This window comes from Spirosoma luteolum (genome assembly GCF_054778875.1).
The window spans coordinates 1-24,396 of record NZ_BAAGZE010000017.1; the positions used below are offsets into that span (position 1 = coordinate 1).

The 24,396-nt window shown below is 60.1% G+C and carries 22 protein-coding genes; 16 read left to right on the forward strand and 6 right to left on the reverse strand.

From position 1 onward, the window contains the following. Positions 1 to 189: 189 nt before the first annotated feature. The 3 genes from ACYVAC_RS16270 to ACYVAC_RS16280 all read right to left on the reverse strand — a co-directional run bounded on the left by ACYVAC_RS16270 (position 190) and on the right by ACYVAC_RS16280 (position 4,643). On the reverse strand, positions 190 to 1,005 hold the full coding sequence (locus ACYVAC_RS16270; RefSeq protein WP_461098809.1) for an SDR family oxidoreductase: 816 nt from the start codon (positions 1,003 to 1,005) through the stop codon (positions 190 to 192). Positions 1,006 to 1,292: 287 nt separating this feature from the next. Next, positions 1,293 to 3,974: a bifunctional YncE family protein/alkaline phosphatase family protein gene (locus tag ACYVAC_RS16275; protein ID WP_461098810.1), complete on the reverse strand. Its 2,682-nt coding sequence runs from the start codon at positions 3,972 to 3,974 to the stop codon at positions 1,293 to 1,295. Positions 3,975 to 4,058: 84 nt separating this feature from the next. Further along, entirely contained in the window at positions 4,059 to 4,643 is a 585-nt protein-coding gene (locus ACYVAC_RS16280) for an O-methyltransferase (protein WP_461098811.1), read from the reverse strand. Positions 4,644 to 4,890: 247 nt separating this feature from the next. Between ACYVAC_RS16280 and ACYVAC_RS16285 the strand changes: the two genes are divergently transcribed. The 8 genes from ACYVAC_RS16285 (at position 4,891) to ACYVAC_RS16320 (ending at position 10,341) form a co-directional block, all read left to right on the forward strand. Beyond that, the gene (locus tag ACYVAC_RS16285; protein WP_461098812.1) at positions 4,891 to 5,328 is read left to right on the forward strand and encodes a hypothetical protein; all 438 of its coding nucleotides are present in this window, start codon (positions 4,891 to 4,893) and stop codon (positions 5,326 to 5,328) included. A gap of 9 nt (positions 5,329 to 5,337) precedes the next feature. Continuing rightward, on the forward strand, positions 5,338 to 6,453 hold the full coding sequence (locus ACYVAC_RS16290) for a fatty acid desaturase family protein (RefSeq protein WP_461098813.1): 1,116 nt from the start codon (positions 5,338 to 5,340) through the stop codon (positions 6,451 to 6,453). Between the two features lie 38 nt (positions 6,454 to 6,491). Next, positions 6,492 to 7,391, forward strand: coding sequence for an SAM-dependent methyltransferase (locus ACYVAC_RS16295; RefSeq protein WP_461098814.1), 900 nt, complete (start codon positions 6,492 to 6,494; stop codon positions 7,389 to 7,391). 27 nt (positions 7,392 to 7,418) lie between these two features. Continuing rightward, a complete protein-coding gene (locus tag ACYVAC_RS16300; protein ID WP_461098815.1) occupies positions 7,419 to 8,297 on the forward strand; it encodes a transglutaminase family protein in 879 nt (292 codons plus the stop codon). Positions 8,298 to 8,490: 193 nt separating this feature from the next. Further along, on the forward strand, positions 8,491 to 8,682 hold the full coding sequence (locus ACYVAC_RS16305) for a hypothetical protein (RefSeq protein ID WP_461098816.1): 192 nt from the start codon (positions 8,491 to 8,493) through the stop codon (positions 8,680 to 8,682). 26 nt (positions 8,683 to 8,708) lie between these two features. Continuing rightward, positions 8,709 to 8,894 (forward strand): hypothetical protein, encoded by a 186-nt coding sequence (locus tag ACYVAC_RS16310; RefSeq protein ID WP_461098817.1) that lies wholly within the window; start codon positions 8,709 to 8,711, stop codon positions 8,892 to 8,894. Positions 8,895 to 8,929: 35 nt separating this feature from the next. After that, on the forward strand, positions 8,930 to 9,394 hold the full coding sequence (locus tag ACYVAC_RS16315) for a hypothetical protein (RefSeq protein WP_461098818.1): 465 nt from the start codon (positions 8,930 to 8,932) through the stop codon (positions 9,392 to 9,394). A 158-nt stretch (positions 9,395 to 9,552) separates the two neighbouring features. Further along, a complete protein-coding gene (locus tag ACYVAC_RS16320; RefSeq protein ID WP_461098819.1) occupies positions 9,553 to 10,341 on the forward strand; it encodes an L-fucose dehydrogenase in 789 nt (262 codons plus the stop codon). Positions 10,342 to 10,421: 80 nt separating this feature from the next. Here ACYVAC_RS16320 and ACYVAC_RS16325 read toward each other — a convergent pair whose 3' ends face one another. Continuing rightward, on the reverse strand, positions 10,422 to 11,417 hold the full coding sequence (locus ACYVAC_RS16325; RefSeq protein ID WP_461098820.1) for a YihY/virulence factor BrkB family protein: 996 nt from the start codon (positions 11,415 to 11,417) through the stop codon (positions 10,422 to 10,424). 621 nt (positions 11,418 to 12,038) lie between these two features. Here ACYVAC_RS16325 and ACYVAC_RS16330 point away from each other — a divergent pair. The 7 genes from ACYVAC_RS16330 to ACYVAC_RS16360 are packed head-to-tail and all read left to right on the forward strand — an operon-like array spanning position 12,039 to position 20,048. Beyond that, the gene (locus tag ACYVAC_RS16330) at positions 12,039 to 14,297 is read left to right on the forward strand and encodes an ATP-binding protein (protein ID WP_461098821.1); all 2,259 of its coding nucleotides are present in this window, start codon (positions 12,039 to 12,041) and stop codon (positions 14,295 to 14,297) included. Positions 14,298 to 14,304: 7 nt separating this feature from the next. Next, positions 14,305 to 14,733 carry a response regulator gene (locus ACYVAC_RS16335; RefSeq protein ID WP_461098822.1) on the forward strand — a complete coding sequence of 143 codons (429 nt, stop codon included), beginning with the start codon at positions 14,305 to 14,307 and terminating at the stop codon, positions 14,731 to 14,733. A gap of 29 nt (positions 14,734 to 14,762) precedes the next feature. Continuing rightward, a complete protein-coding gene (locus tag ACYVAC_RS16340) occupies positions 14,763 to 15,365 on the forward strand; it encodes a biliverdin-producing heme oxygenase (RefSeq protein WP_461098823.1) in 603 nt (200 codons plus the stop codon). A 46-nt stretch (positions 15,366 to 15,411) separates the two neighbouring features. After that, positions 15,412 to 18,126: a PAS domain-containing protein gene (locus ACYVAC_RS16345; protein WP_461098824.1), complete on the forward strand. Its 2,715-nt coding sequence runs from the start codon at positions 15,412 to 15,414 to the stop codon at positions 18,124 to 18,126. 28 nt (positions 18,127 to 18,154) lie between these two features. Next, positions 18,155 to 18,553, forward strand: a complete 399-nt coding sequence (locus ACYVAC_RS16350; RefSeq protein ID WP_461098825.1) for a photoactive yellow protein — start codon at positions 18,155 to 18,157, stop codon at positions 18,551 to 18,553. After that, on the forward strand, positions 18,550 to 18,951 hold the full coding sequence (locus tag ACYVAC_RS16355; protein ID WP_461098826.1) for a hypothetical protein: 402 nt from the start codon (positions 18,550 to 18,552) through the stop codon (positions 18,949 to 18,951). The genes ACYVAC_RS16350 and ACYVAC_RS16355 overlap by 4 nt, the downstream gene beginning before the upstream one ends. A 5-nt stretch (positions 18,952 to 18,956) precedes the next feature. Beyond that, entirely contained in the window at positions 18,957 to 20,048 is a 1,092-nt protein-coding gene (locus ACYVAC_RS16360) for an acyl-CoA synthetase family protein (protein WP_461098827.1), read from the forward strand. Here ACYVAC_RS16360 and ACYVAC_RS16365 read toward each other — a convergent pair. Beyond that, the gene (locus ACYVAC_RS16365; protein WP_461098866.1) at positions 20,042 to 21,673 is read right to left on the reverse strand and encodes a cryptochrome/deoxyribodipyrimidine photo-lyase family protein; all 1,632 of its coding nucleotides are present in this window, start codon (positions 21,671 to 21,673) and stop codon (positions 20,042 to 20,044) included. The genes ACYVAC_RS16360 and ACYVAC_RS16365 overlap by 7 nt on opposite strands. A 186-nt stretch (positions 21,674 to 21,859) precedes the next feature. Between ACYVAC_RS16365 and ACYVAC_RS16370 the strand changes: the two genes are divergently transcribed. After that, positions 21,860 to 22,972 carry an alpha/beta hydrolase gene (locus ACYVAC_RS16370; protein ID WP_461098828.1) on the forward strand — a complete coding sequence of 371 codons (1,113 nt, stop codon included), beginning with the start codon at positions 21,860 to 21,862 and terminating at the stop codon, positions 22,970 to 22,972. 70 nt (positions 22,973 to 23,042) lie between these two features. On the opposite strand, the gene ACYVAC_RS16375 is transcribed toward ACYVAC_RS16370, so the two are convergent. Then, positions 23,043 to 24,110: a LacI family DNA-binding transcriptional regulator gene (locus ACYVAC_RS16375; protein WP_461098829.1), complete on the reverse strand. Its 1,068-nt coding sequence runs from the start codon at positions 24,108 to 24,110 to the stop codon at positions 23,043 to 23,045. Between the last annotated feature and the right edge of the window lie 286 nt (positions 24,111 to 24,396).

Here is a 24,396-nt window from a genome sequence, read left to right on the forward strand (position 1 = left end):
CCACACATTATTGGCTCAGCGTATCGAAACCTTGACTGTTTTTCAACGAACTGATCCCAAACTTGGTGACGCTTAGTTCAGTACCCAACTTTACGACGCACAGCACCCGGCTGCGCACAAAAGCCGCCCGGTCGCATTCCCTAATCAGACCGGCCGTACCGAACGCACGCCCATTGGCTCGCGTGGCCGCTATTCGTTCAGACCATAGGCCTGCTGGATGGTCTCGAAAAATGCTTCGTTGCTGACCGCTTTCCACTGCGCATAGAGTGCCTGCGCATCGGTGCCGGCCACGTAGCGGAGCTGATCGGTCTGGTCGGTGGCCGCCTGAAAAATTACGTCGGCAATCTGCCCGGGCGTTGAGTAGTTGCCCCCCCGTTGGCCGAAGGCCGCCATGACCTGCTGAATCGACGCATCGTAGGGGCTGGGTGCCTCGACGGTGCGCTGCAGCGAACGCCCGGCAAAATCGGTAGTTACGCCCCCCGGAGCCACCACCTTCACCCGGATGTTGAAGGGGCGCAGCTCATAGTTGAGCGACTCCGACAGGCCATCGAGCCCAAACTTGGTAGCGTGGTAAATGGCATTGAAGGGCAGACCAACCAGCCCGCCGATCGAGGTGACGTTAATGATGGTGCCGCCCCCCGACGCCCGAAAATGGGGCAGCAGTGCCTGTATGGTGCGCATGGCCCCGAACAGGTTGGTCTGGAACTGGGTCATGATCTTGTCTTCGGTGGCCGTTTCGAGGGGGCCGAAGAGGCCGTAACCGGCATTGTTGAGCAGCACATCGATCCGGCCGGCATCCGACAGCGCCTGCGCCACGGCTTCTTTTACGGCCTCCGGCTCGGTCACGTCGAGCGCGTAGAGCCGGATGCCGGCCTGCTCCAGGTCGGCATGCCCATGGGGGTTGCGCATGGTGGCGGCCACCTGCCAGCCTTCGCGGGCAAAGCGCAGGGCGGTGGCTTTGCCGATGCCCGACGATGCGCCGGTGATAAAAATAGTTTGTGCCATGGTTAGAATCGGGCGTCGGTACGCCGGTTTGGTCCGTTAAACGGGGGCTTTTACTCCCACCTTACGCAGCCACAACGGCATCGACCACCGGCTTGTTTGCCCCTCCGCTACGCACTGCCCAATCGCGGAGACAGACCCATGCTGCGTATAGTAGTGCCGGGCTTGTACCGCTTCAGGGCCTATGCCTGGGCCTGGGGGTCTCCGGCCCGCCCTTACCTACAAACGCACCCGGCCCGCTTCGTCGCTAATGACGGGCGGGCCGGGTGCCTGGTTACGATCGGCGTTGCTCAATCGTCGTCATCCTCGTCTTTGACGGCGCTGACGTAGGCGCGGGGATACGGGATGTGGCCTTTGGCCGCGAACCACAGAATCCGGTTCATCTGATCGTCGTTGCCCCGGTCAACACCGGCGCGGGTGTTCCGAATCGACAGTTTGGCAAAGCGCAGGGCGGCTCCCGACAGGGCGCTGAGGGGCCGGTTCAGCTCATCGAGCGGAATGCGGTTGGCCAGGTGCGTGTAGGGAACCAGCGTAGGCTTGCTCGTAAAACAGTCGAACATGGGCAGCGCCGTTGCATCGATAGGGTTCATGGGCGACAGCCCCAGAATCAGTTCGATGGTCCGAAGCATCGAGGTTTGGTTGTAGTTGGTGTGAATGGTCTTTTCGAGCTTCGAGTAAGGACTCAGCACCAGGGCCCCCGTCCGGTACGACGAGATATGATCCCAGCCGTTCTGCGAATCATCTTCGGTGACAAACACCACCGTGTTTTGCCAGAACCGACTGCGGGTCAGAGCTTCCATCATGCGGCCCAGCGCCAGATCGTTATCGGCTACCTGGGCACGGGGCGTGGGAAAGCCGGGGCTGGTGCCGGCCGTGTGATCGTTGGGCAGGGCCACAATCAGCAACTCGGGCAAACTGTCGCCGGGCATGGCTTCGTAGCGCTGCAGCTCCCGAATGAACGCGTCGGCCCGCAGCTGATCGTTGATTTTAGGGTCGTCGTAGCCGGGGTATGCCTGCGACAGTATCGGGCGCACCCGCGCAATGGTACTTGTGTTTTTAAACACAAACGGCTCGCCCGCCCGGTACTGCCGGTAGATATCCGACCAGCTTTTCGATTCATCGAACTCGGTAAAACAGGCTTCCCCGAAAATGCGTACCGTTTTGCCGTTGTCGAGGGCGTGGTTCCAGATAAAGCCATGTTCGCCGTAGACCAGCGCATCGTACTGCCGGTGCGGATAGCTGCGAAACCAGGCCCGCACGTTTTTCTCGATGTAGTCGGTAACCATACCGGCATCGGTCCACTGATGCCCCTCGGCCGACGATTTGCCCGATGCGTGGTAGTTGTCGAGCAGTGAATAATCGAGCGCCAGCCGGTGCTGATTCGGGGTTACACTGTCGCCGAAAATACAGAGCGACGGCATGCCCCGCCCCTGCTTCAGATCGCCGTAGACCTGGTCGTAGGTGCGATTTTCTTTGATGATGTAGATAACGTGTTTGAAGACCGAGGGCTCACCCGTGCGCTCGGGCACGGGGCGGGGTGCCACGTTGGGCCGGGGCAGGCGGTCGGCCAGCGCCTGCCGGAACACCAGATTCTGGGCCCGCACCTGCGTGGTGAATACGGCCAGCTGCGCCGGGCCGGGCACCGGTATGAGCGATACCGACGCCAGTTCTTCGTGAGCATTGAAGACGCCCTGGTTCGATGCGGGCAGTTTCGGAAACCGCTTCCGAAGCTCGGGGGTCTGGTTGGGCACCCGGGAACCGCGCGCTTCGAGGTTGCACACCACCAGCCCATTGTCGACCCACAACAGGCCCGACGGATACGCTTCGGTCGGGATGTAGCCCGACACCACCGGGTTGCCCGTCAGGGCCACTACCGCCACGGCGTGATCGAGTCCGTTGGAAACGTACAGCGTCTGACCGGTGGCATCGATAGCCAGCCCGTTGGGCGTACTGCCCACCAGCGGTTTACCCGACTGCGTGGGTTCGCTGCCAAAAAGCCCCACGCCAATCGAACCCACCACCGTATCGCTGTCGGTGTCGATCATCGACACGGTATCGCTGTTGCCATTGGCAACAAACAGGCGCCGGCCGCCGGGGGCCAGCAGCAGCGCGTTGGGGTGCAGCCCCACCGGTATCTCGCGCAGCCGTTGTCCCGATTCCGCATCGAACACCGAGACCGTGCCGGCGGCAATAGCGCCCGTCCGCGGATTGGTGTAGGCGCTGCCGTAGGGTACGCCGGCCGTTTCGCGCGGATCGCCCGGGGCCGGCATAGGCCCGCCCCAGTTGCTCACATACAGTTTGTTGTCACGGATAGCCAGGCCAAAGGGCGCTACGCCAGTGGGCTTTGTCCAGACCACCGATCGGTCGCGGAACCGCACTTTGGCCAGCTCATTGTTGCCGTTCAGGGCTACGTAAAGAAACAGCTCACCGCCTTCCTGCCGAACGGCCACGTCGTTGGGCAGCGCCAGGGGCGACGGAGCAACGGGTGCAAACGGCAGCAATTCCACGTCGCTGATCTGCCCTTTCGCCCACCGGGCAATCATCACGCCCGACCGGCCTTTGGTGTCGCCGGCGCTCCAGACAACATACGTCTGCCCTTGGTATACAAACGATTCGATGCCGGAGTAGGTGCTCATCAGCGCCCGCAGGTCGGGCACATCGGCAAACGCCCAGCGGTGAACGATGCGTTGCGCGGCCCGGTCGACAACGGCGATGCCGTAGCGATCTTCCACCACCACGTGCGTATTGCCGGGCAGCAGTGCCACGTCGAGGGCGTGGTTTTCGCGCCGGGGGTCACCGTAGGTCAGTACCGTACCGGCCGATTTGGCCAGCCGGTTGTACGGCATGATAATCGGGTCGGTCGCGTCGAGGGTGCGGGTATCGGACGGGTGCCGGTAGGCGCGTTTCTGCGCCGGAGCCGACAGGCTCAGCAGAATAGCCAGGCTGGTTAGGCCAGTGCGTACGAGTGACATGAATAGCAGGAAAATTTTGCTGCAAGATACAGCCCGGTTTTCAACCCGACAGGCCCCACCCCGGAAAAGCCCGTTCAGCAGGGCTTATCCAGCCCGTTTTACGGCCAGAATCAATCCCGTCGACCAGTTCAGTTTGGTTAGCTGCAGGCCCGGCATTGCCTCCAGCCGGGTCACGAGGGCGTCGGCCTTGCGGTCGTGGCCGGCGGGCCAGTTGGGCTGGGGCAGCATATCGTCGATAATGAACAGGCCACCCGGTTTGAGCAGGGCCAGGGCTTCGTCGAGGTGGTTGTACTTACCGGGCCAGGCATCGGCAAAGATCAGGTCGACGGTACCGGGCGGCAGGCTGTCGATCACCGTTTCGCCGGGCGCCAGTTGGATCGTGAGCCGGGGGTCATGGCCCAGATGTGCCTGCGCGACTGAAAGTGGCAGCGGGTCGTTGTCGACTGTGATGAGCCGGGCGTCGGCGTCCATACCGTCGAGTAGCCAGCTGGTCGCCATACCCGTGCCGGTACCCAGTTCGAGCAACAGGCCGCCCGGTTTCAGCGCGGCCAGGGTGCGCAGCAGCGAGCCGGTGGGCACGTCGGACGGCATACCGAATTGCTGGGCCAGGGTGTCGCGCCAGATGGCGTCGTAAGCAGCGGGTTTAGACTGGGTGTCGGTCTGAAGCATGAGCCGTTGGGGGGATATGATCTGCAAATACGGCAAAACCACCGGATTACCATTGGCCTGTCAACAGCCGCACCGATTACGTCCTCCCCGGGCATTCTCCCGTGCCGCCGGGGCACAGGCTTCCAGAAGGGAAAGCAGAAAAAGCTTTGATTGCTGGCCAAATTTTCGGAACTTGCCCAAGATCGCTGTCCAGATAGCCTGGTTTTCAGCCTAATTTCACCCCTCGTTTCGGCAACTGCCGAACCCGATGCGTTTACATCTTCATCACACGCATCGCCCCGCTGCTGCATCTGGTCGCGTTACCCTGTCTACCGACGACCGGAACGGCCTCCTGCTCGTCAGTCGTCTGCTTCACCACTGGGTTCGGCTTGGGGTTGCCCCTGATTCGGTTCGGTACTACCCAACCTGCCTGTGCATCACCGCTCCGAACGAGCTTTTATCTCATTTCCTCACCAGTCAACCCTTCGCCCTGTTCGAAAGCCAGCCGTTTACGGCTTCGATGCAGCGACCGGCCCAGCCAATCCCCGGCAGCCAGCCCACTACCCCGGGCCGCACCGATACACCAGCCCGTCGGACTTGCCTGGCCGGGCTATCCGCCCGACCCGCCTTTGCCCTGACCGAAAAAGGGGCACGTATGCGGCCCCGCCTGCGGCCAATCGAACCCATTGGCCAGTTACTCAACTAATCGACGTTCATGACAACCAAACTTAAATTCACCAATACCAGCCGATCCACATTCTTCGTCACCGTTCGAAAACGGGTCGACGCTTATTTCGCCGAACAGGCCATAACGCCCCATGCCAACACGGCCATGTGGCTCAAAACCATTTTTTTCCTGGGCGGTTACGGCCTCCTCTACGGCCTTATCCTGTCTAATCAGTTTACGCTGGTTCCCATGCTGCTGATGGCCCTTGCGCTGGGTGTTTTTGCCGCCTGTATCGGGTTCAACATCTCGCACGATGCCATGCACGGGTCGTTTTCGGCCCACGGCTGGGTCAATCGGCTCCTCGAAAACAGCTTTTATCTGCTCGGTGCCAATCCTTACGTCTGGAAAATCAGCCACAACGTAGTCCATCATACCTACACCAACATTCCGGGCCACGACGAGGATATCGAGGTTGCGCCGGGGCTGGTTCGGCTCGATCCCGAAGAGCCCCTCAAACCCTGGCACCGCTTCCAGCAGCTGTACACCTTCCCGCTCTATTCACTCGCGTCGCTATCGTGGGTCTTCCGGAAAGATTACGTCAAATTTTTCCAGACACACATTGGCAGCCATGCCAACACGGGTCACCCCCGGCGTGAATATGTCCGGCTGTTTGCGTCCAAGGCGCTCTACTACGTCTTCTTTCTGGCCGTTCCTTTGCTGGTGCTCGATCTGGCCTGGTGGCAGGTGCTGGTGGGCTTCCTGCTGATGCACCTGGCCGAAGGGCTGGTGCTGGGCCTGGTGTTTCAGCTGGCCCACGTGGTTGAAGGCACGAGTTTTCCGGTACCCGCCGACACGGGCGACATGCAGAATGCCTGGGCGGTGCACCAGCTGCAGACCACCGCCAATTTTGCCCCCCGCTCGGCTGTGGCCGCTTTTTTCTGCGGGGGCCTGAACCGCCAGATCGAACACCACCTGTTTCCGAAAATATGCCATATTCACTATCCCGACATTGCCGACATCGTACGGCAGACCGCCCTCGAGTATGACCTGCCGTACCTCGAAAACAAAAATTTCGGCACGGCGCTGCAGTCGCACTACCGCATTCTGAAGAAGATGGGCCAGCCCGCTCCGGCGCCAGCCGCGCGTCGGCTGGTGCCGGCCTGATACCGCCTTTATTCCGGTTAACCGCTTTTTGACTTTCCATGGCCTCACAACAGGATCTCGAGTTTACCTATACCACCATCGACCGGATTTTCCGGCTCAGCATGGGGCAGACCGGCGACTATAGCGGGGCGATGTACAACGGGGATTTCTCGCTTAGCCTGGAAGCGGCCCAACGGCAGAAACACCAGTTCATTGCCGACAGTCTGGGGGTGCAGGCGGGCTCGACCGTGCTCGACATGGGGTGCGGCTGGGGGCCGTTTCTGCGGTATCTGGGCGAACGGGGGGCCGTGGCCCGCGGGGTTACGCTATCGACCGGTCAGGCGGAGGCCTGCCGGCAGAACGGGCTGACGGTCGACGTAAACGACTGCCGGCTCCTTACCCCTGCCGATTATGGCACCTTCGACGCCGTGAGCTGCATTGGCGGCATGGAGCATTTCTGCTCGGTGGCGCAGTACCAGGCCGGCCAGCAGGATACGGTCTATGCCGATTTTTTCGACCGGCTGCGGGCGCTGCTGCCCGTGGGTCGGCGGTTCTACATGCAAACCATGGTGTTTGGCAAAAACATGATTCCGTTTGAGCAGATCAGTCTCGAGGCTCCGCGCGATTCGCCGTCGTACGCCCTGGCGCTGATGATTGCCCAGTTTCCGGGCTCCTGGCTGCCCTACGGTGCCGAACAGGTGATCCGCAACGCCCACGGCTTCCGGCTGGTATCGCAGAGCAGTGGCCGGCTCGATTATATCCAGACCATCGGGCAGTGGCGTAGACGTTTCCGTGCTTTCGGCCTGCGCAAATACGCGCTCTATGCCTCGCTGCTGCCTAAAATACTGACCAATAAAGCGTTTAAAGATATGATCGCCGTGTTTCGGGTGAGCCCTAACCGGGTTTGCTTTGAACAGGAGACCATGGACCATTTCCGGCTGGTATTCGAAAAACTGTAATCCCGGCTTCACCGCATTCACTACCGTATGCCGACCCGACTTGCGCTGCTTCACCAGACCGATTACCAGTACGACCGGCCTGTTTATCTGTCACCCCACCTGGTTCGATTACGGCCGGCGGCCCACAGCCGCGTCAGCCTCGATACCTACGCGCTTGCCATAGAACCCGCCAGTCAGGTAACCCACTGGCAGCAGGACCCCTTCGGAAACTTTCTGGCCCGGGTCGATTTTACGGGTACGCTGACCCACCTCTCCGTTCGGGTCGAGATGACCGTGACGCTGACGCCCGTAAACCCGTTCGACTTTTACCTCAACAGCGAGGCACAGGCCTTTCCGTTTACCTACGAGCCGACCCTGGCCCATGCCCTGTCGCCTTACCTCGACGCCACTCCACCCAGTCCGGTGCTGGCCGGTTGGCTCGACCGGATTGACCGCCGTTCCCAGCCAACCACCGATTTTCTGACGACCCTCAACCGGCAGGTGTTTGCGGATGTGGCCTATACGACGCGGCTCGAACCGGGTGTGCAGACGCCCGACGAAACGCTGACGCTGGCGCTGGGCTCCTGCCGCGACTCGGCCTGGCTGCTGGTGCAGGTCCTGCGCTGCCTGGGTCTGGCCGCCCGTTTCGTATCGGGCTATCTGGTACAGCTGGCCGCTACGCCAGGGCCTGATGGCAATACCGACGGCCCGGCGACCGATACCCTGTCGCTCCACGCCTGGGCAGAAGTGTATGTACCCGGTGCGGGCTGGATCGGGCTCGACCCGACGTCGGGGCTGCTGACGGCCGAAGGGCATTTGCCGCTGGCCTGCACCACCGAACCGGGCGGGGCCGCCCCGATTTCGGGCACCGCTGGCCTGAGCAATACCACGCTGACTTACCAAAGCACCGTAACCCGACTGAGCTAGCTCCTGCAACCCTGCTTTTTCACCTTTTTAATAAGCGATTTATGGTTTCCCGTGTTCATACTCTGTTACCTCACTGCGGTGTTTAGGGTTGAGCGAACTACGGGAGCCAGCCACGTACAGCCGTTTGCTGCCGACCAGCTTACCGGCGTTAACTCCCTGATAACAAACTGATTTTAAAATCGACAACAAACCAATGCGCGACAACACCAAACTTACCGCCAAAGAACGCCAGCAGGCAGCCCGTGAACTCGTCGAAGCCACCAAGAAACCGTACCTCGTGCGCGACATGCCCCGCACGGTGCTCTATCTGACGCCCGAACAGGCCGCCAAACGCATCGATCTGATTCCGCAGTTTATCCGGCAGCCGCTGGGTCTCGACAGCTAATTTCACCTTTCTTATTTACGTTCCGCATGATCCATTCCTTTCGCACGTTGCGCGCCCGCATCAGGACTATCCTGATTCAGGTTGTCAGCTGGAACCACCTGCCCGACCGGATTTTCCGGCCGGTGATTATGCCCAATACGTTGAACGATGGGCGCCATGCGGCCCGCCCGCTGCCCGCTTTCCGCGTGCCCGGCCAGTTCGACCGGCCTTAGCCCAGGCTTTTCTGCACCCTCCGTACCCCCGATCCATGACCAGTCTCCCCCCCACAACGGGCCCCCGCGCCCGCCTGCACACTCTCCTCAACGCGCCTGCTTTTCGGGCCGAGGGGAACCCATCTGACTGGCCGGCCCTTTTCGCCGAACTGATCCTGCTGACCAGCGACCTGCTCGACGAAGCCGACCGGGCGGGGCAACGCATCGATTTCTACAAAGGAGTAGGTGTACGCGGCAAACTTCAGGACATTACCTCTCTGGTGAGCTGGTTTCGAACGCAGCTGAACCCAGGCGGGGCGCTGGCCCTGTCGCCTGCCCTGCTGACCCGACTGAACCGGTATCAGAACGAAGGCAACGGCTATTTCGCCAACGGCTCATTTTTCGCCAGCGAATTTCCGGGCGACGTGGCTTTTTTCCTGGATGATCAGCGCGTTTACCTTGACAATCAGCTCCGGCTGGCGGTCGAGCAGGCCGAAGCCCGACTGGCACTGGTCCGCTGAGCCGATCGAGGTTGTTATAGTATCACGCGAAGGCGGGGGTATGCCACGGCATGCCCCCGCCTTTCTGCTTTTGGACCAACTCGAGCCGACGGCTGGCCTGACATCGGGATTCCCGGTTTCAGCCGTACCTTTCGGCTTTTCCCTGATTTACTATTCCCATGGATTTACACCTAACCGACAAAATCATTATTGTTACGGGCGGAGCCAAAGGCATTGGCGAGGGCATCGTACAGGTGCTGGCCGCCGAAGGCGCAATACCAGTTATTGTAGGCCGCAGTGAAGCCGATAACCAGGCGGCTCTGCAAACGCTGCTCGACCGCGGTCAGCGGGGCTTTCAGGTAGTGGCCGAACTCACCGACCCGGCTGCCTGCCAGCAGGCGGTGCAGGCCGTGCTCGATCAGTTTGGCCAGATCGACGGGCTGGTCAACAACGCCGGCGTCAACGACGGCATTGGCCTTGAATCGGGCGATTACGAGGGCTTCATCGCATCGCTGCACAAAAACGTGGTTCACTATTACCTGATGGCACACCACGCCCTGCCCGCCCTCAAAGCCTCGAAAGGCGCTATCGTCAACATCACGTCTAAAACGGCCGACACGGGCCAGGGCAACACGTCGGGCTATGCCGCAGCCAACGGCGGACGCAACGCCCTGACCCGCGAATGGGCCGTTGAACTGCTGAAACACGGTATCCGGGTCAACGCGGTTGTGGTGGCCGAGTGCTGGACTCCCCTCTACGCGCGCTGGATCGAGACGCTGCCCGACCCGCAGGCCAAGCTGGCGTCGATCACGGCGCATATTCCACTCGAGAACCGCATGACCACAGCCGAAGAAATTGCCAACACCACGGTGTTTCTGCTCTCCGACCGGTCGAGTCACACCACTGGTCAGCTGATTTACGTAGATGGTGGCTACGTACACCTCGACCGGGCGCTGGCCAACGCCTGACAGACAGACACCGCCCGCCGGGCTTCCGGCGTGCCGGCAACCCAACGGGCGGTGTCTGTGTCCGCTATTTGTTTCGGCCCCTAAACCGGTGCCGCCGTGCTGGCACTGCCCGGCTTGTTGGCATCGGCCACTTTTTTCTCGGTCGGAATGACGGACACGTCGCGCTCCCGTTCCGTTTGTTCGACATAAACGGCATAGTTGGCCGGTTCGATCTTTATGCCGTAGTGGTTGGCGTAAGCCTGGGTCAGCTCAGCCCCGAAATAAAGGATGGCAGCTGTGTAGTAGATCCAGAGCAGGATGACAATCAGCGATCCGGCGGCCCCATAGGTCGAACTCGAGGCAGTTGTTTCGATGTAGAGGCCAATTACGTACCGCCCCAGCATGAACAGCAACGCGGTCAGGAAAGCCCCCAGCCGGACATCTTTCCAGGCTATTTTGGCGTCGGGCAGTACCTTCAGAATAATACCGAACAGAATGGTAATGACGGCCGTGCTGACAACGAAGTTAATGCCGTTGATGAGCCATACCCCCAGTGCCGGTATGTAGCGCGTCATGAAATCGCTCAGCGCCAGTATCAGGCCATTGATGACCAGCGATACCAGCAGCAGAAACCCCAGGCTGGCAATCAGCGAGAACGAGAGCAGACGGTCTTTGAGCAGTTTGAGCCAGCCCCGTTTGGGCTTGGCTTTTACCCGCCAGATCATATTGACCGAATCCTGGATCTCGACGAAAATGGTTGTGGCGCCTACCAGCAGCGTGACGATACCGACGGCCAGCGCCGTGTTGGTTTTACCCGAGAGCTGCACGCTTTTGATCATGGCCTGTATCTGACCAGCGGCTTCGTTGCCCACCAGCCCGTTGATCTGCGTAAACAGATGGCCCTGAATAGCCTCCTCACCCAGAAAAATACTGATCAGCGAAATCAGCAGCACCAGCAGCGGAGCCAGCGAAAAAATCGTGTAATAGGCAAGGGCCGCACTCAGTTTCAGACACCGGTCGTCGATAAAGCCATTGAACGAATCGCGCAGCACGATCCAGGCACTCGAGGCCAGCGTTTTAGCAGGGTTGGTCGTCATAGTTGCGTTGTTTAGCCCGCCGGGAGCGTAGCGGGCACCCCCCGGTACCTGATACGGACCGGGTCTACCCAACACAACTATCAGACCCGGCCCGTGGTTTGACCGCCAGCCGGTCAGACCGGATGCGTAGCCGTGTTTCTTGGTTAAGTGAAAGACTATACGCCAATAAACCTACAATCGGGTTACTTTTTTAACTAAAATCGGCTTCTTGCCGGGCCTTTCGGTAACGCCGGTGGTGGCCTGACATTTCATCGACTTACGGTTGTTCAGCGGCTTCGGCGTAAAGTTTGGCACGGAAATTTCGACTTGATCTAGCTGGATCGAAGCGTGAAAGCGCCAGAGTTGGGCTGGGTGGCCATACGAAGGTCGATTTCCCCGCGGTCGCGAGTGAAGAAGTCACATTTCGACCACTGGCGTAGACTAAACAGCTTACTAATCGCCTTTTTAGAGCCCAAAACAGACCCAAACAGCAACATACCAGTACATGAGCCAGACAGGCTGCCGAGGCTGGTCTTTCGCCGGCTCCAGGCCCTGTCCAGTTTTTAGACCAATTTCCCTATTATAAACCACGACCGACGGCTGGCCGCCCGCGTTTTTCAGTTGCTATCCCTGACTGCCCTTATGACGACCCCACTACCCCCACCCACGCTTACCGATTGCGATCAGGAGCCCATTCAGTGGCCGGGCTTTATTCAGTCGTACGGCTATCTGCTGGTGCTCGAGCCCACTACGCTAGTGGTTCAGCAGGTCAGCGAAAATATACTGCAGCTCACGCAGGAGCCGCTCGAGGCCCTGCTCGGTCGTCATGTGGGCACCCTCCAGCTGGGCGACCTGCCCGGCACCCGCCTGGCCGAACTTCTGGGCGTGATGATGCAGGCCGATCGGCTCGACACCTTTGCCCCGTATCCCATCCTTATCAACGGGCAAAAAGGTTACCTACTGCTGCACCAGCACGATGAGGCCCTTATTCTGGAATGGGAACCGATGGTTACGGCTGCTGCCGGCCTGTCGGTACCGCAGGATACGCTGCTGCATCAAACCATGAGTGATATTCAGCGAAGCGAAAGCCTGCAGCAGCTGCTCGACCGGATTGTGGAGCGGGTAAAGCAGCTGACCGGTTTCGACCGGATTATGATTTACCGCTTTGCCGACGACTGGAGTGGCGAAGTGGTATCCGAAGCCCGGAGCGAACGACTGGAATCCTGGCTGGGCATGCACTACCCCGCGTCCGATATTCCGCGGCAGGCCCGCCAGCTATACAAAATAAACCTCGTGCGGGGCATCGTTGATGTGCAGGCGAGCCGGGTTGCCATACTGCCGGTTAACCACGCCCGGCACAACCGCCCCCTCGATCTCACCTATGCCAACCTGCGGGCCGTGTCGCCCCTCCACATCGAATACCTGCAGAATATGGGCGTGCGCTCGAGCATGAGCATCTCCCTGCTGAGCCGGGGCGAACTGTGGGGCCTGATTGCCTGCCACCACTACAGCGCCCCCCGCTTCGTCGATTTCAAAACCCGCGAATCGCTCAAACTGATCAGTCAGCTACTGTCGACAACGATCGAACTCCGGCAAAGCGACGAAGACAAGGCTTACGGCGAACAGCTTTTTCAGCACGAAGAGCTGGTGTATAAGCAGATGCAGGCCGACTGGGACGTGGTGCAGGGCCTGACCAAACACCAGGTTACGGTGCTCGACCTGAACTCGGCAACCGGCGCAGCCCTGCTCTTCGAGGGGCAACTGTCGCTGATTGGCCAGACCCCGCCCGCAGCCGACATCCACAGCCTGATCGACTGGCTGCGGCATACGACTACCGAGAAGTTTTTTCAGACCAACCAGCTGCCCCTGCTCTACCCGGCTGCCGAACGCTTCTCAGACACAGCCTCGGGGCTGCTTATGGTTATGCTGTCCCGCGAAATGAACGAATATCTGCTCTGGTTTAAGGCCGAGCAGATCAAATCGGTGACCTGGGGGGGCAACCCCGAAAAGGCCATTACCCAGTCGGAAACGGGCGCCATGCGGCTTAGTCCGCGTAAAAGCTTCGAGAAATGGACCGAAGAAGTACGGTTCAAGGCCCAGCCCTGGCGTCAGGTCGAAGTAGCGGCCGTGCTGAAGCTGCGCGAAGACCTGCTGCAGCTGGTTTCGCAGAAAGCCAACCAGATTCGGGTGCTGAGCGAGCAGCTCCGGCAGGCCTACGAAGAACTCGAAGCATTCAGTTATACGGTCTCGCATGATTTGCGCACACCCCTGTCGTCGATCCGGAGTTATACCGAAATTTACCTGGAAGACTACGCCAGCCAGATGGACGAGCCGGCCCGCCGGACCCTGTCGAAGGTGGTTCGGGCCACCAACCGCATGAGCGCCCTGATCCAGAATATCATGGACTACTCGCGCACCGGCCGCTCCGACCTGACGCTGGCGCCCCTGTCGATGGGCCCGCTGCTGGCGCAGCTGCGCGACGAAGTACTGAGTGTGGAAACCAGCGACCGGCACATCGACATCGTGGTGGGCGAAACCCCCGACCTGGAGGGCGACCTGACTATGGTTACGCAGGTGTTCAGCAATCTGCTGTCGAACGCCGTTAAGTATACGCGGGACACTCCCCAGGCCCTGGTGACGGTGCAGGGTCGACTGGACCGAAATGAAGTTATCTACTCGGTGACCGACAACGGAATCGGCATCGACATGAAACAGGCGGGCAAGGTGTTCGAGCTATTTCAGCGGCTCGACTCGGCCACCCGGTTCGACGGCTACGGCGTTGGTCTGGCCATTGTAAAACGAATTATGAGTCGCCACAAGGGCAAAATCTGGTTCGAAAGCATACCACAACGATCGACTACCTTTTACGTTTCCTTTCCTACTGTCACCCTACCAGCCTGAATGAACTATGCTTGATATTCTTTATATTGAAGACAACGAAGACGAAGCCGATATTTTCCGACGCGTGATGAATCGGCTCAGCCCGCAACCAATCTTTACGATTCTGACCAGCGGACTGGAAGCAGTCGATTACCTGTTGCAGCAGGGCACATACCAGGGGCAAAATCCAGCCATGCCCCGGCTGGTACTGATCGACCTGAACCTGCCCGGTCACAGCGGCTTCGAAGTGATTCAGCAGATACGGGCCAATAACAAAACCCGCTACCTGCCCCTTGTTGTGTACAGTACATCCGACAATCCGCGCGATATGCGCCGGGCCTTCGACCTGGGAGTCAACGCTTACCTGGTCAAGCCCGGCAGTTACCATAAAGTAAGCGAAATGATGCAGGGAGCCGTCGATTTCTGGCTCACCCAGTCGCAGTTTCGCCCACTCTAACCCCAGACAACCGAACGACCCGATCAGCCATGACGCCATCTCCCACCCCGAATCTGCTGCAGCGACTGAAAGATGAAACCAGTCAGCAACATACCGAAACGGAAGCCATGCTGTTTACGCCCGAGCTGATGGCGGGTACGCTCACCCCCGATCAGTACGGCGATCTGCTACGCATTCACTACCAGTTTCACCAGGCCCTCGAAACCGCTCTGGCCCACCACGCCGATTTTCTGGCGGGCTACGACTGGCAGGAGCGCCGGAAAACACCCTGGCTGACGGCCGACCTCGACCGGCTCCAGTGCCCCCTGCCGCCCCCCGTACCGGGCCTGTTTGCCGGCTGGTCGGGCTATGAGCTGCTTGGTGCACTCTACGTGTCGGAAGGGTCGACCCTGGGCGGGCGCTATATCGCCAAAAGTCTGCGCCGAATGCCGGAACTGCAGGATGAAGCCGTTCGCGGGCAGTTTTTTAATGGCTACGGCGAGCAGACCGGCGCCCGCTGGAAAGCCTTCGGCGCTTTCCTGCTCCAACGGGCCGATACGGACCATACCCGGATCATCGACGCGGCCAAACGCACGTTTGCCTACTTCCAGCAACTGGCCCGCCAGCGTGTTGGCCCAATTTCTGTTGCCTGAACGTTTATCACCGTTTGTTCACCCCCTGTCAACAGCTTCCGTGACTATGTATTCGAGCAGTCCGACGCCTACCAATCTCCTGCAAAGTGCTGTTGATGCGGCACCGGGAGGCATGCTGGTTTTCCGGATTATTCCGAGTCCAATCGAAAAATCAGCTGATCTGCGGCTTACCCTGATCAACCCGATTGCCGAAACAGACCTGGGCCGCCCGGCTGTCGACCTTATCAACGAGTCGTTTCGGGTGGTGCTGCCCACCTTGGCAAACTCCCCGCAGATGGCCGCCATCATGAACGTGGTTGAAACCGGCCAGTCGGCTTATTTTGAAACGATCAGCCCCCTGCCCCACCAACCCAACCGGTACTGGACCAACGTAACGGTCGTCTGCATCGACGATAGTCTGGTGCTCTCGTACGATTGCCTGGCTGACCGGGCAGACCAACCGACCAACGACTGGCACCATTCGATCTACCAGCAGGCCTTTGCGCAATCGGCCACCGGCATCCTGGTTTTCGAGGCCATCGAAGACGAGGGCGGCCACGTTACTGATTTCCGGCTGGTGATCGTCAATAATGCCGCCCTGCGGATGATGAAACAGCACCGCGATGACGTGGAGGGCCGCACGCTTTGGGAGACCTCACCAGCCGCTTTCGTCAACGGATCCTTTACCCTCTACTGCCAGGTCTACGCCACCCAGCAGCCGGTCAACGATGAACAGTACTACCCCGGCGACGACATCTGGCGCGAACGGTCGATCAATCCGGTACCGCGGGGTATCATGCTGAGCTATACCGACAGCACGGCCCGTCATAAATCCGAGGAAGCCGCCGGCCAGAATGCCCTGCTGCTGAACGATGTACTCGAAAACGTGCCAATGGGGGTTATGGTCCTCAACGCCGTTCGCAACCGCGACGAATTCAGCCACAGCCTGAGCGATTTCCGGATCGCCATGGTCAACACCGAGCTGGCCCGGGTGCTTGGCCGGCCCACTACCGGCCTGATCGATCACCTGCTGACGGTTGTTTTCGACAATGCCGGTACCTCGGGGTTGTTGAGTCGCTGTGTAGCCTGTCTCGAACTGGCCGAAAGCCAGGAGTTTGAAATGCCGTTCGGCACACCCACCGATTCGGGCTGGTACCGCGTGTCGATAACCCCCAATGGTGAGCAGCTGGTGCTGGCCACTACCAACATCACTCAGATCAAACAGTCGCAGCTGGCCCACCATTTCCAGGCCGAGCTGCTGCAGTCGATCAGCGACAATACGCCGGCGGGGCTGGTGCTGTGGGAGGCCGTACGCGACAAATCGCCCGACCGCAACCTGATCGATTTTCGCTACCGCATGACCAATCTGATGAACAGCTTTGTGACGGGTTATCCGCCCGAAGCGCTCATCGGCCATAACCTGCTTACCCTCTTCCCGCGGTTCCGGAATACCGAACTGGAGCTGGCCCTGCGCAAAACGGTGGAAACCGGGCGGACCCAGCGCCTGAACTTCACCTATTATACCGAACGGCCCGACAGCTGGTATGATGCCCAGCTGATACGGGTGGGCGATGGTGTGCTGATGACCTTTATGGATATCACCGAAGCGCGCCGGACCCAGCTCGTTCACCAGCAGCAGGCCGACCTGCTCAACACCGTCATCAACGCCCAGCAGTCGGGCATTGTCCTGTTCGAACCCCTGCGCTACGCGGCCGCCGACGATAGTCCGCTGGCGGTGCGGGATTTCTCGGTGCTGCTGATCAACCAGTCGGCCCGGCGATTCTGGGATGATCCCAGCCGCCTGCAGGTGGGCAAACGACTCGAACGGGATCTCAACCAGGGCGGCTCTACCATCCTGCTGGAGCAGGCGCTGCTGGTTCAGGAAACGGGGCAGTCTGTGCAGTGGGTCGATAAAGTTGTTCGCGATGGCACTACCCGCTGGTTTCAGGCGCTGCTGGTGCCCAGCGGCAAAAATGTGCTGCTCACCTGCACCGAAACCGATGAGCCCCTGCCCGAACTCAATCCGGTCGAGCTCACCACCGCGCCCGACCCGCTGCTTCAGTTTGCCAACCTGGCCGTTACCGAGCTGCAGGAACCCCTCCGCAAAATTCAGGCGTTTGGCGAAAACGCCGACGCGCCGGAGCCGCTGTTCCTCAACCCGGTAAGCCAGGAGATCGTTGGTCGCGTGCGCCAGTCGGCGGGTCGGCTGGCGGGCCTGGTTCGCGATCTGCTACAGTATGCCGCCGTAGCCACGCCCCCCACCAGACAGGAGCCGGTGCCCCTCAACGAACTGCTGCTCGATATTCTCGATACGCTCTCGGCAGGCATTCAGGCCTCGGGTGCCATTATCGACTGCCAGCCGTTGCCAACCATCTACGGCGACCGGAAACAGCTGCGGCACCTGTTCCAGCAGTTGCTGGCCAACGCCATCAAATTTCACCGCACCGGCGCCACACCCAAGATTCAGCTATCGGCCCGGCAGGTCCACGCCCACGAGTTGCCCGCAACGGTCATGGCCCTGCCGGTGATAGCCGCGCACCGCGCAGTCATGTACCACCTGATCAGCATCAGCGACAATGGCATTGGATTTGACGATACGTTCTCAGAGCAGATTTTTCAGATCTTCCAGCGGCTGCATCACAAGCGTTCGTACCCCGGATCGGGTACGGGGCTGGCGGTGTGCCGGCAGGTAGCGACCAACCATATGGGTGCCATTACAGGCAGCAGTACACCCGGCCGGGGCGCTACCTTCACTGTTTATCTGCCCGTGCAGGCCCACTAATTTGTATCCCTATAAACCGTACTAGTCAATGGAAAACCAATCCGTTTCACCAACCACAACCAATTTCTCAGACCCTGATCTCCTGAACTGGCTGGAACAGTTGAGCAACGAACAGCTGGATGATGTTCCATTCGGTGTCGTGCGTATGAGCCGCAACGGCGTGGTCGTAGCCTACTGCAAATCAGAATCGCACCTGACCGGCATTGCCCAGGAATACGCCCTCAACAAGTATTACTTTACCCAGATTGCTCCCTGCGCCAACAACATGATGGTGGCGGCCCGGTATGGCCTGCCGGATCTGGACGAAGAACTCGACTATATCCTGACGCACGTTTGCGAACCGGTTCGGGTACGGCTCCGCCTGCTCAAATCGCCCCAGAGCCAGTATCAGTATTTTTTGGTAGATCGAAAAGCCTATACCGCATGACCTCATCCCCCGATTCGTCACTCGCCAAGCTCCTGCCGCTGATCCACCATGCCCCGCTGGCTATGACGGTTACGACGCTCACGGGGCATATGACGCAGGTCAACCCGCGGTGCATTCAGCTCATTATGCCGATGGCGATGGACAAGAACCTCCCGCCCGACAATTTGCTGACGATACTGACCGCCTACCTGCCCAGTATTGGTACCGCCATCGAGACCTTCACCCTGCCCACCGGCCTGATTATCGATCAGGAGCCCTATCAGCTCCAGTTTACAAGCGGAGCCGATACGATCGAACGGCAGTTCAAGCTGACGATCGAGAAAAACACGGCGGAAACGCTGTTGATTTTTTTTGAAGATGTTACGGATTTTCTGGTCAAAGCCGACCGAATGCGGTGAACCCCATGGTCTGGACAAGCGATAGCATCAGGCGGATCATGCTGGATATGGCCGGCCGGCTCGGGCAATCCCCTCCGGCCAGCCCTATTCCCCCCGGCCGTCTCGATCTGGGACTCGACCTGGGCCTGACGTCTATTCAGCGGATGGAGCTGGCGGCACAGCTGAACGAATTTTTCGGAATTTTTCATACCGACGCGGCCAACTACCTGCTTGCCAGCCCCGACCTCGACCACTGGATCGACTGCATCCGGCGCGCCCGCGCCCAGGACAATACGTATCTGACATTCCGAACCTCGGGCAGCACCGGCCAGTCGCGGCCCATCCGGCATAAACTGGCCGACCTCGAAACCGAAGTTTCTTTTCTGGCTACTCTGCTGCCGCGCCCGGCGCAGGTGCTGACGACCGTGCCGGCGAATCATATCTACGGCTTTTTGTTTACCGTACTGCTGCCCGCCCACTGGGCTTGTCCGGTTCGGCAGCTGACCGAGCTGGGCCCGGCGGGTATCACCAGCGACACGCTCATCGTTGGTACCCCCTTCACGTGGGAGTACCTGTACCGATCGGTGCTGCAGCGGCAACCGGTGGCCTGCGCCGGTGTTTGCTCAACGGCCCCCCTGCCAGCCGCGCTTTTTACGCAGTTGCAGCAATCGGGCCTTACGCTGACCGAAATTTACGGCTCATCGGATACGGGTGGACTGGCCTACCGGCAGCAGCCCACGGCTCCGTTCACGCTTTTCCCCTACCTCGATCTGGGCCCGGGCGACGCCCCGGCCGTTAGCCGCAACGGAACTGACGTACTCCTTCCCGACCGGATCGAACGGCTTTCGCCCCGACAGTTTCGGGTGCTGGGGCGGCTCGACCAGGCGGTTTCCATTGCAGGGATCAACGTGTATCCGGCGCACATCCGGTCGGTAATCAGTGCCTGCCCCCTGGTCGACGACTGCGACATTTTTGCCAAAGCCATCGACGGCCGGGTCCAGCTCTTTGGTGCCATCCGGCTGCGGCAGCTGAATGCCCCCAACGAAGCGGCCGCCCGGCGGTGGCTCCGCGACCGGCTCAGCGATGCCGAAATACCCACCCAGCTTTATTTCTACTGACCGGCTTTTCGGCGCGGGCCTGACTGGCGGGGTCGGCGGGGCATCGGAATGGTGTGCTGATTCAGGATACGGGCCTGCTCGGCCTGCCCCAGTTCGGTTTGCCGGGGCTCGCGCAGGAGCCGATGGGCCAGTCGGCTGGTTTCGGCCAGATCGACAATGGGCATCGGATACGTCTCACCCACCCGAAAGCCAGTCATCAGCTGCTCCAGCTGCGGCATTCGCCAGGGCTCGTGCAGGTACGCCAGCGGGCAGGCAGCCAGCTCAGGCACCCATTGCCGGATAAACAAACCGTCGGGGTCGTGCTCCTGCGACTGCTTCACCGGATTATAGACGCGAATGGTATTGGTACCGGTCATGCCGGCCTGCATCTGAATCTGGGCGTAGTGAATGCCCGGCTCGAAATCAGTGAAAAGCCGGGCCAGGTGAAGACCACCCGCCCGCCAGTCCTGAAACAGGTGGTGCGTCAGAAAGGACGTGAGCATGGCCCGCATTCTGAAGTTGATATAGCCCGTCTGGATCAGGCACCGCATGCAGGCATCGACCAGCGGAAAGCCCGTTTGCCCCGTTGCCCAGGCGTTGTAGGATTCGGGACTGCTGCGTTTGGGCAGGCTATCGAAGGCCCGGTTCACGTTCTCGAACTCCATCCGGTCTTCCATTTCGAATTTCTGGATGAAGTGACAGTGCCACCGCAGCCGGGAGGCAAACGCAGCCAGAGCGCCCCGGTGGTAGCCCAGCTCACGCTGTGCCAGTTGAGCCTGGAACACCTGCCGGATACTCAGACAACCCCACGCCAGATAAGGCGACAGCCGGCTGCATCCCCGCCGACTGGCCAGCGGTTTGGATATACTGCTGCTGTAGTGGGCCACGCGGTCGTTCAGGAACGAAGCCAGGTAGCGGTGTGCTTTCTCCTCGCCCCCCGGCTGCTTTTGCGCATCGGGCTGCTGCCAGGCAACCGGCAGGGCCGCGCCCAGCTCCTGCGCAAACCAGTCGGTGTCGAGGGGGGCCGGGTGCCAGTCGGCCCAATCGGGGTGTTGCTGGGGCGCACGCATGGTCTGTTGCCAGCGGTTTACCCAGTCGTCGCGGTCGGCAAGGCCCCGAATCACGCCGTTGTTCTGAAATTCCCGCCACGCAATCCCCTGCGTCCGGCAGAAGCGGGCCACCGCCCGGTCGCGATCGTAGGTGATGCGAAGGCCGGTTTCTTCGTGGCTGTAGATTGTCCGGATCGTATAGCTGGCCTGCAGGGCTGTGAGCACCGCCACCACCTCCCGATGAAACACCCATACCTGCTGCGGCCCCATGGGCTGCGGGGCCCCCGGCTGAACCGGTTCGTCGTCGTCGAACGTAAAGGGCAGCCACTCGGGTTCAGGGCGGGGCGGGCGGGCATCGGACGCCGGTAGCACAAAACCGCCGAGCTGCTCATTCAGATCAGCCAGCGACTCGACCACGAAACGCCAGTGCCGCTCGTCGTAATTGGGGTTTGCCACCAGCTCGGGTTCGAAGCAGTAGAGCAGCAGCAACGGGGTACCGGCGCGGCAGGCCGCCACGGCCGCCGTCAGGGGGGCATGGTCGCGCAGGCGCAGATCGCGCTTGAACCAGAGTATCGACAGCGGGGGCCGCTCAGTCATCATGGAAGTCAGGTCAGAACACATACTACCGTTTGTGCCCCCCCGGTGTTTGGGCCCACCCGCCGACCAGGACCTGAGGGAACGGTCAATCCGGGCCCATTGGCTCGTAAGTAGGTGCGTGGCCTCACTTTCCACAACCCATAATTATCTAGTTGGCTTATAGGGTATATCAGATACTCAACAACCATGCAACACGTACGTACAGCCACCAAACGGCCCGGTCCCTGGCTGGCAGCCACCCTCCTGGGCACCCTGTTTCTCGCCGGGGCCTGTCAGGATCACCGGATCCCACAGGCCGGGCAACAAATTCAGTCGACGAGCCCCCGTCCCGCCTACGCGCCAACCATTACCCCCCAGATGCTGGCGGTTATCGAAGAACTGGGTCGGCAGAACCCAGTGCCGCTCAACACGCTGAGCCCGCAGCAGGCCCGGCAGCATCCCTCGTTTAAAGACGCCGTGAATGCTTTGCTCGACCGCTACCAGGTACCCCCGCCCAAATTCGAAGTTACCAAAACCGAGCAGCTAATACCGGGCGCGGGCGGCACGCCCATCCGGGCCGTTATCTACAAGCCAAACGCGGTGTCGGCGTCGGCGCCCGTCATTGTGTATTACCACGGTGGCGGCTGGGTCATTGCCAGTCCGGATGTGTATGAATATTCAACCCTGGCCCTGGCCCAGAATACGGGAGCCATTGTGGTGTCTGTTGATTATCGGCTGGCCCCCGAGAACAAGTTTCCGACGGCCCACGAAGATGCCTACGCGGCTTATGCCTGGGTAAAACAAAACGCGGCCAGTATCGGGGGAAATCCCGCCAAGGTGGCGGTGGCGGGCGAAAGTGCCGGTGGCAACATGGCTGTGGCGGTAAGTATGCTGGCCCGCGACCGGGGACTGGCGCTGCCCGTGCACATCCTGTCGGTGTTTCCGGTGGCCAACAACGATCTGACTACGCCCTCCTACGTTCAGTATGCCAACGCGATGCCCCTCAACAAGCCGCTGGTAGAGTACTTTGTGAGTAACTATTTCCGGACTATGGCCGACGGCGACTCACCCCTGATCTCGCTCGTCGACGTAGCCAATCTGTCGGGATTACCGCCGGTGACCATTATCGGGGCTGAAATCGATCCGCTGCAATCGGAGGGCAAACAGCTGGCCGACAAACTACAGGCCTCCGGGGTGCCGGTAACCTACCAGTTATATACGGGGGTAACGCACGAATTTTTCGGGATGTACGCCATCGTACCCGAAGCCGCTCAGGCCCAGAACCTGGCGGCTGCCCGCCTGAAGCTGGCCTTTCAGTAGCCTAGCCGGCAACCCGTTTCACCCGCCCCCGCGGTTCCGCCCATCCGACGGAGTCGCGGGGGCGGGTGCGTCAGGCCTTTACAGTTCCAGCGGCCGGGGTAGTGTTCTGATCAGCGAGCGGTCGACGCCCGGGCGTCGACGCCTGTATAACGAGCGAGGCCTGAAGGTTGATCTGAGCGACCGGCCGACCGGCGTTCAGGGCGTCGAGCAGCAGTCGGGTAGCCAGTTGGCCCATGGCCGCAATAGGCTGCCGGATGTAGGTGGGCGGAGCATAAAACAAATCGTAAGCGTCGGTTTCGTCGAAACCCACCACGCCCAGCTCAGAAGGCACCATGATGCCCCGGGCTTTGATGGCCCGCAAGCCCGCCAGGGTAAGCGTATTGGTTGTAAAAATCAGCGCATCGACCGGATAACGTCCGCCAGTCAGCGCCTGCACCGCTTTGGCGACATCGGCATCGAGCGAGGCCCGCCGAACCGTTTTTAACCAGCTTCGGCGCATGGGCAGACCGTAGGCCGAGAGGGCCGCCTGGTAACCCCGGCTCCGCTCCCGAATGGGCATCAGCGCCGACTCCAGCGTGACCAGACCGATGCGGTTGTATCCGGCCTCCTTCAGGTGTTCGACGGCCTGATAAAGTGCCTGGTAGTTATCGAGCGCCACGTAGCTGGTGGGCAGTTCGGGAAAATAGCGGTCGATCAGCACAAACGGCACCTGTTGCCGCTGCAGCTCGGCCAGCTGGGCTTCCATACCCTCAGTGGGTACAATCAGCAGCCCATCGACCTGCCGGTTGAGCAGCGTCGTAATGAGTTTGGCACTCCGCTGCGGATTTTCGTCGGAACTACCCAGAATAACGGTATACTGGTCGCGGTCGGCGGCATCTTCTACGTAGCGGGCTAAGGCCGACGAGAAGGGGTTGGCAATATCGGCCACGATCAGGCCCAGCGTAAAGGTCTTGCTTGTTTTCAGGCTTCGGGCAATCTGATTGGGCCGGTAGTTCAGTTCCTGCGCAACCGCCCGAATCCGGCGGGCCACTTCCTTACCGATCCGGCCTTCTTTCTGGTTGTTCAGTACGTACGACACCAGCGCCGTCGATACCCCCACTACCTGCGCAATATCCTTGAGGGATGTCTTCTTCATCATGCGGGCACAAACCTAGAAAAACACAACTGTTTATTTAAACGTTTAAACAGAATTTTGTTTCAAAAGCACCCTGATCTAGCCAAAAACTCTCAGAAAAATTCTAAATATAGTATTTTATTGGTACTATTCAAGGAACAATACGGGAGCATCCGTAGAAAATAGCCCATTTCAGGCCGATTGGGTTTAAACGATTAAACTTTCGATTTTTCAGGAGTGTTTGATTATCAGATACCTGCACTGATTGGGACCTCGCAGCAGGCCTGCAATCGATGGTAAAAACCCATCG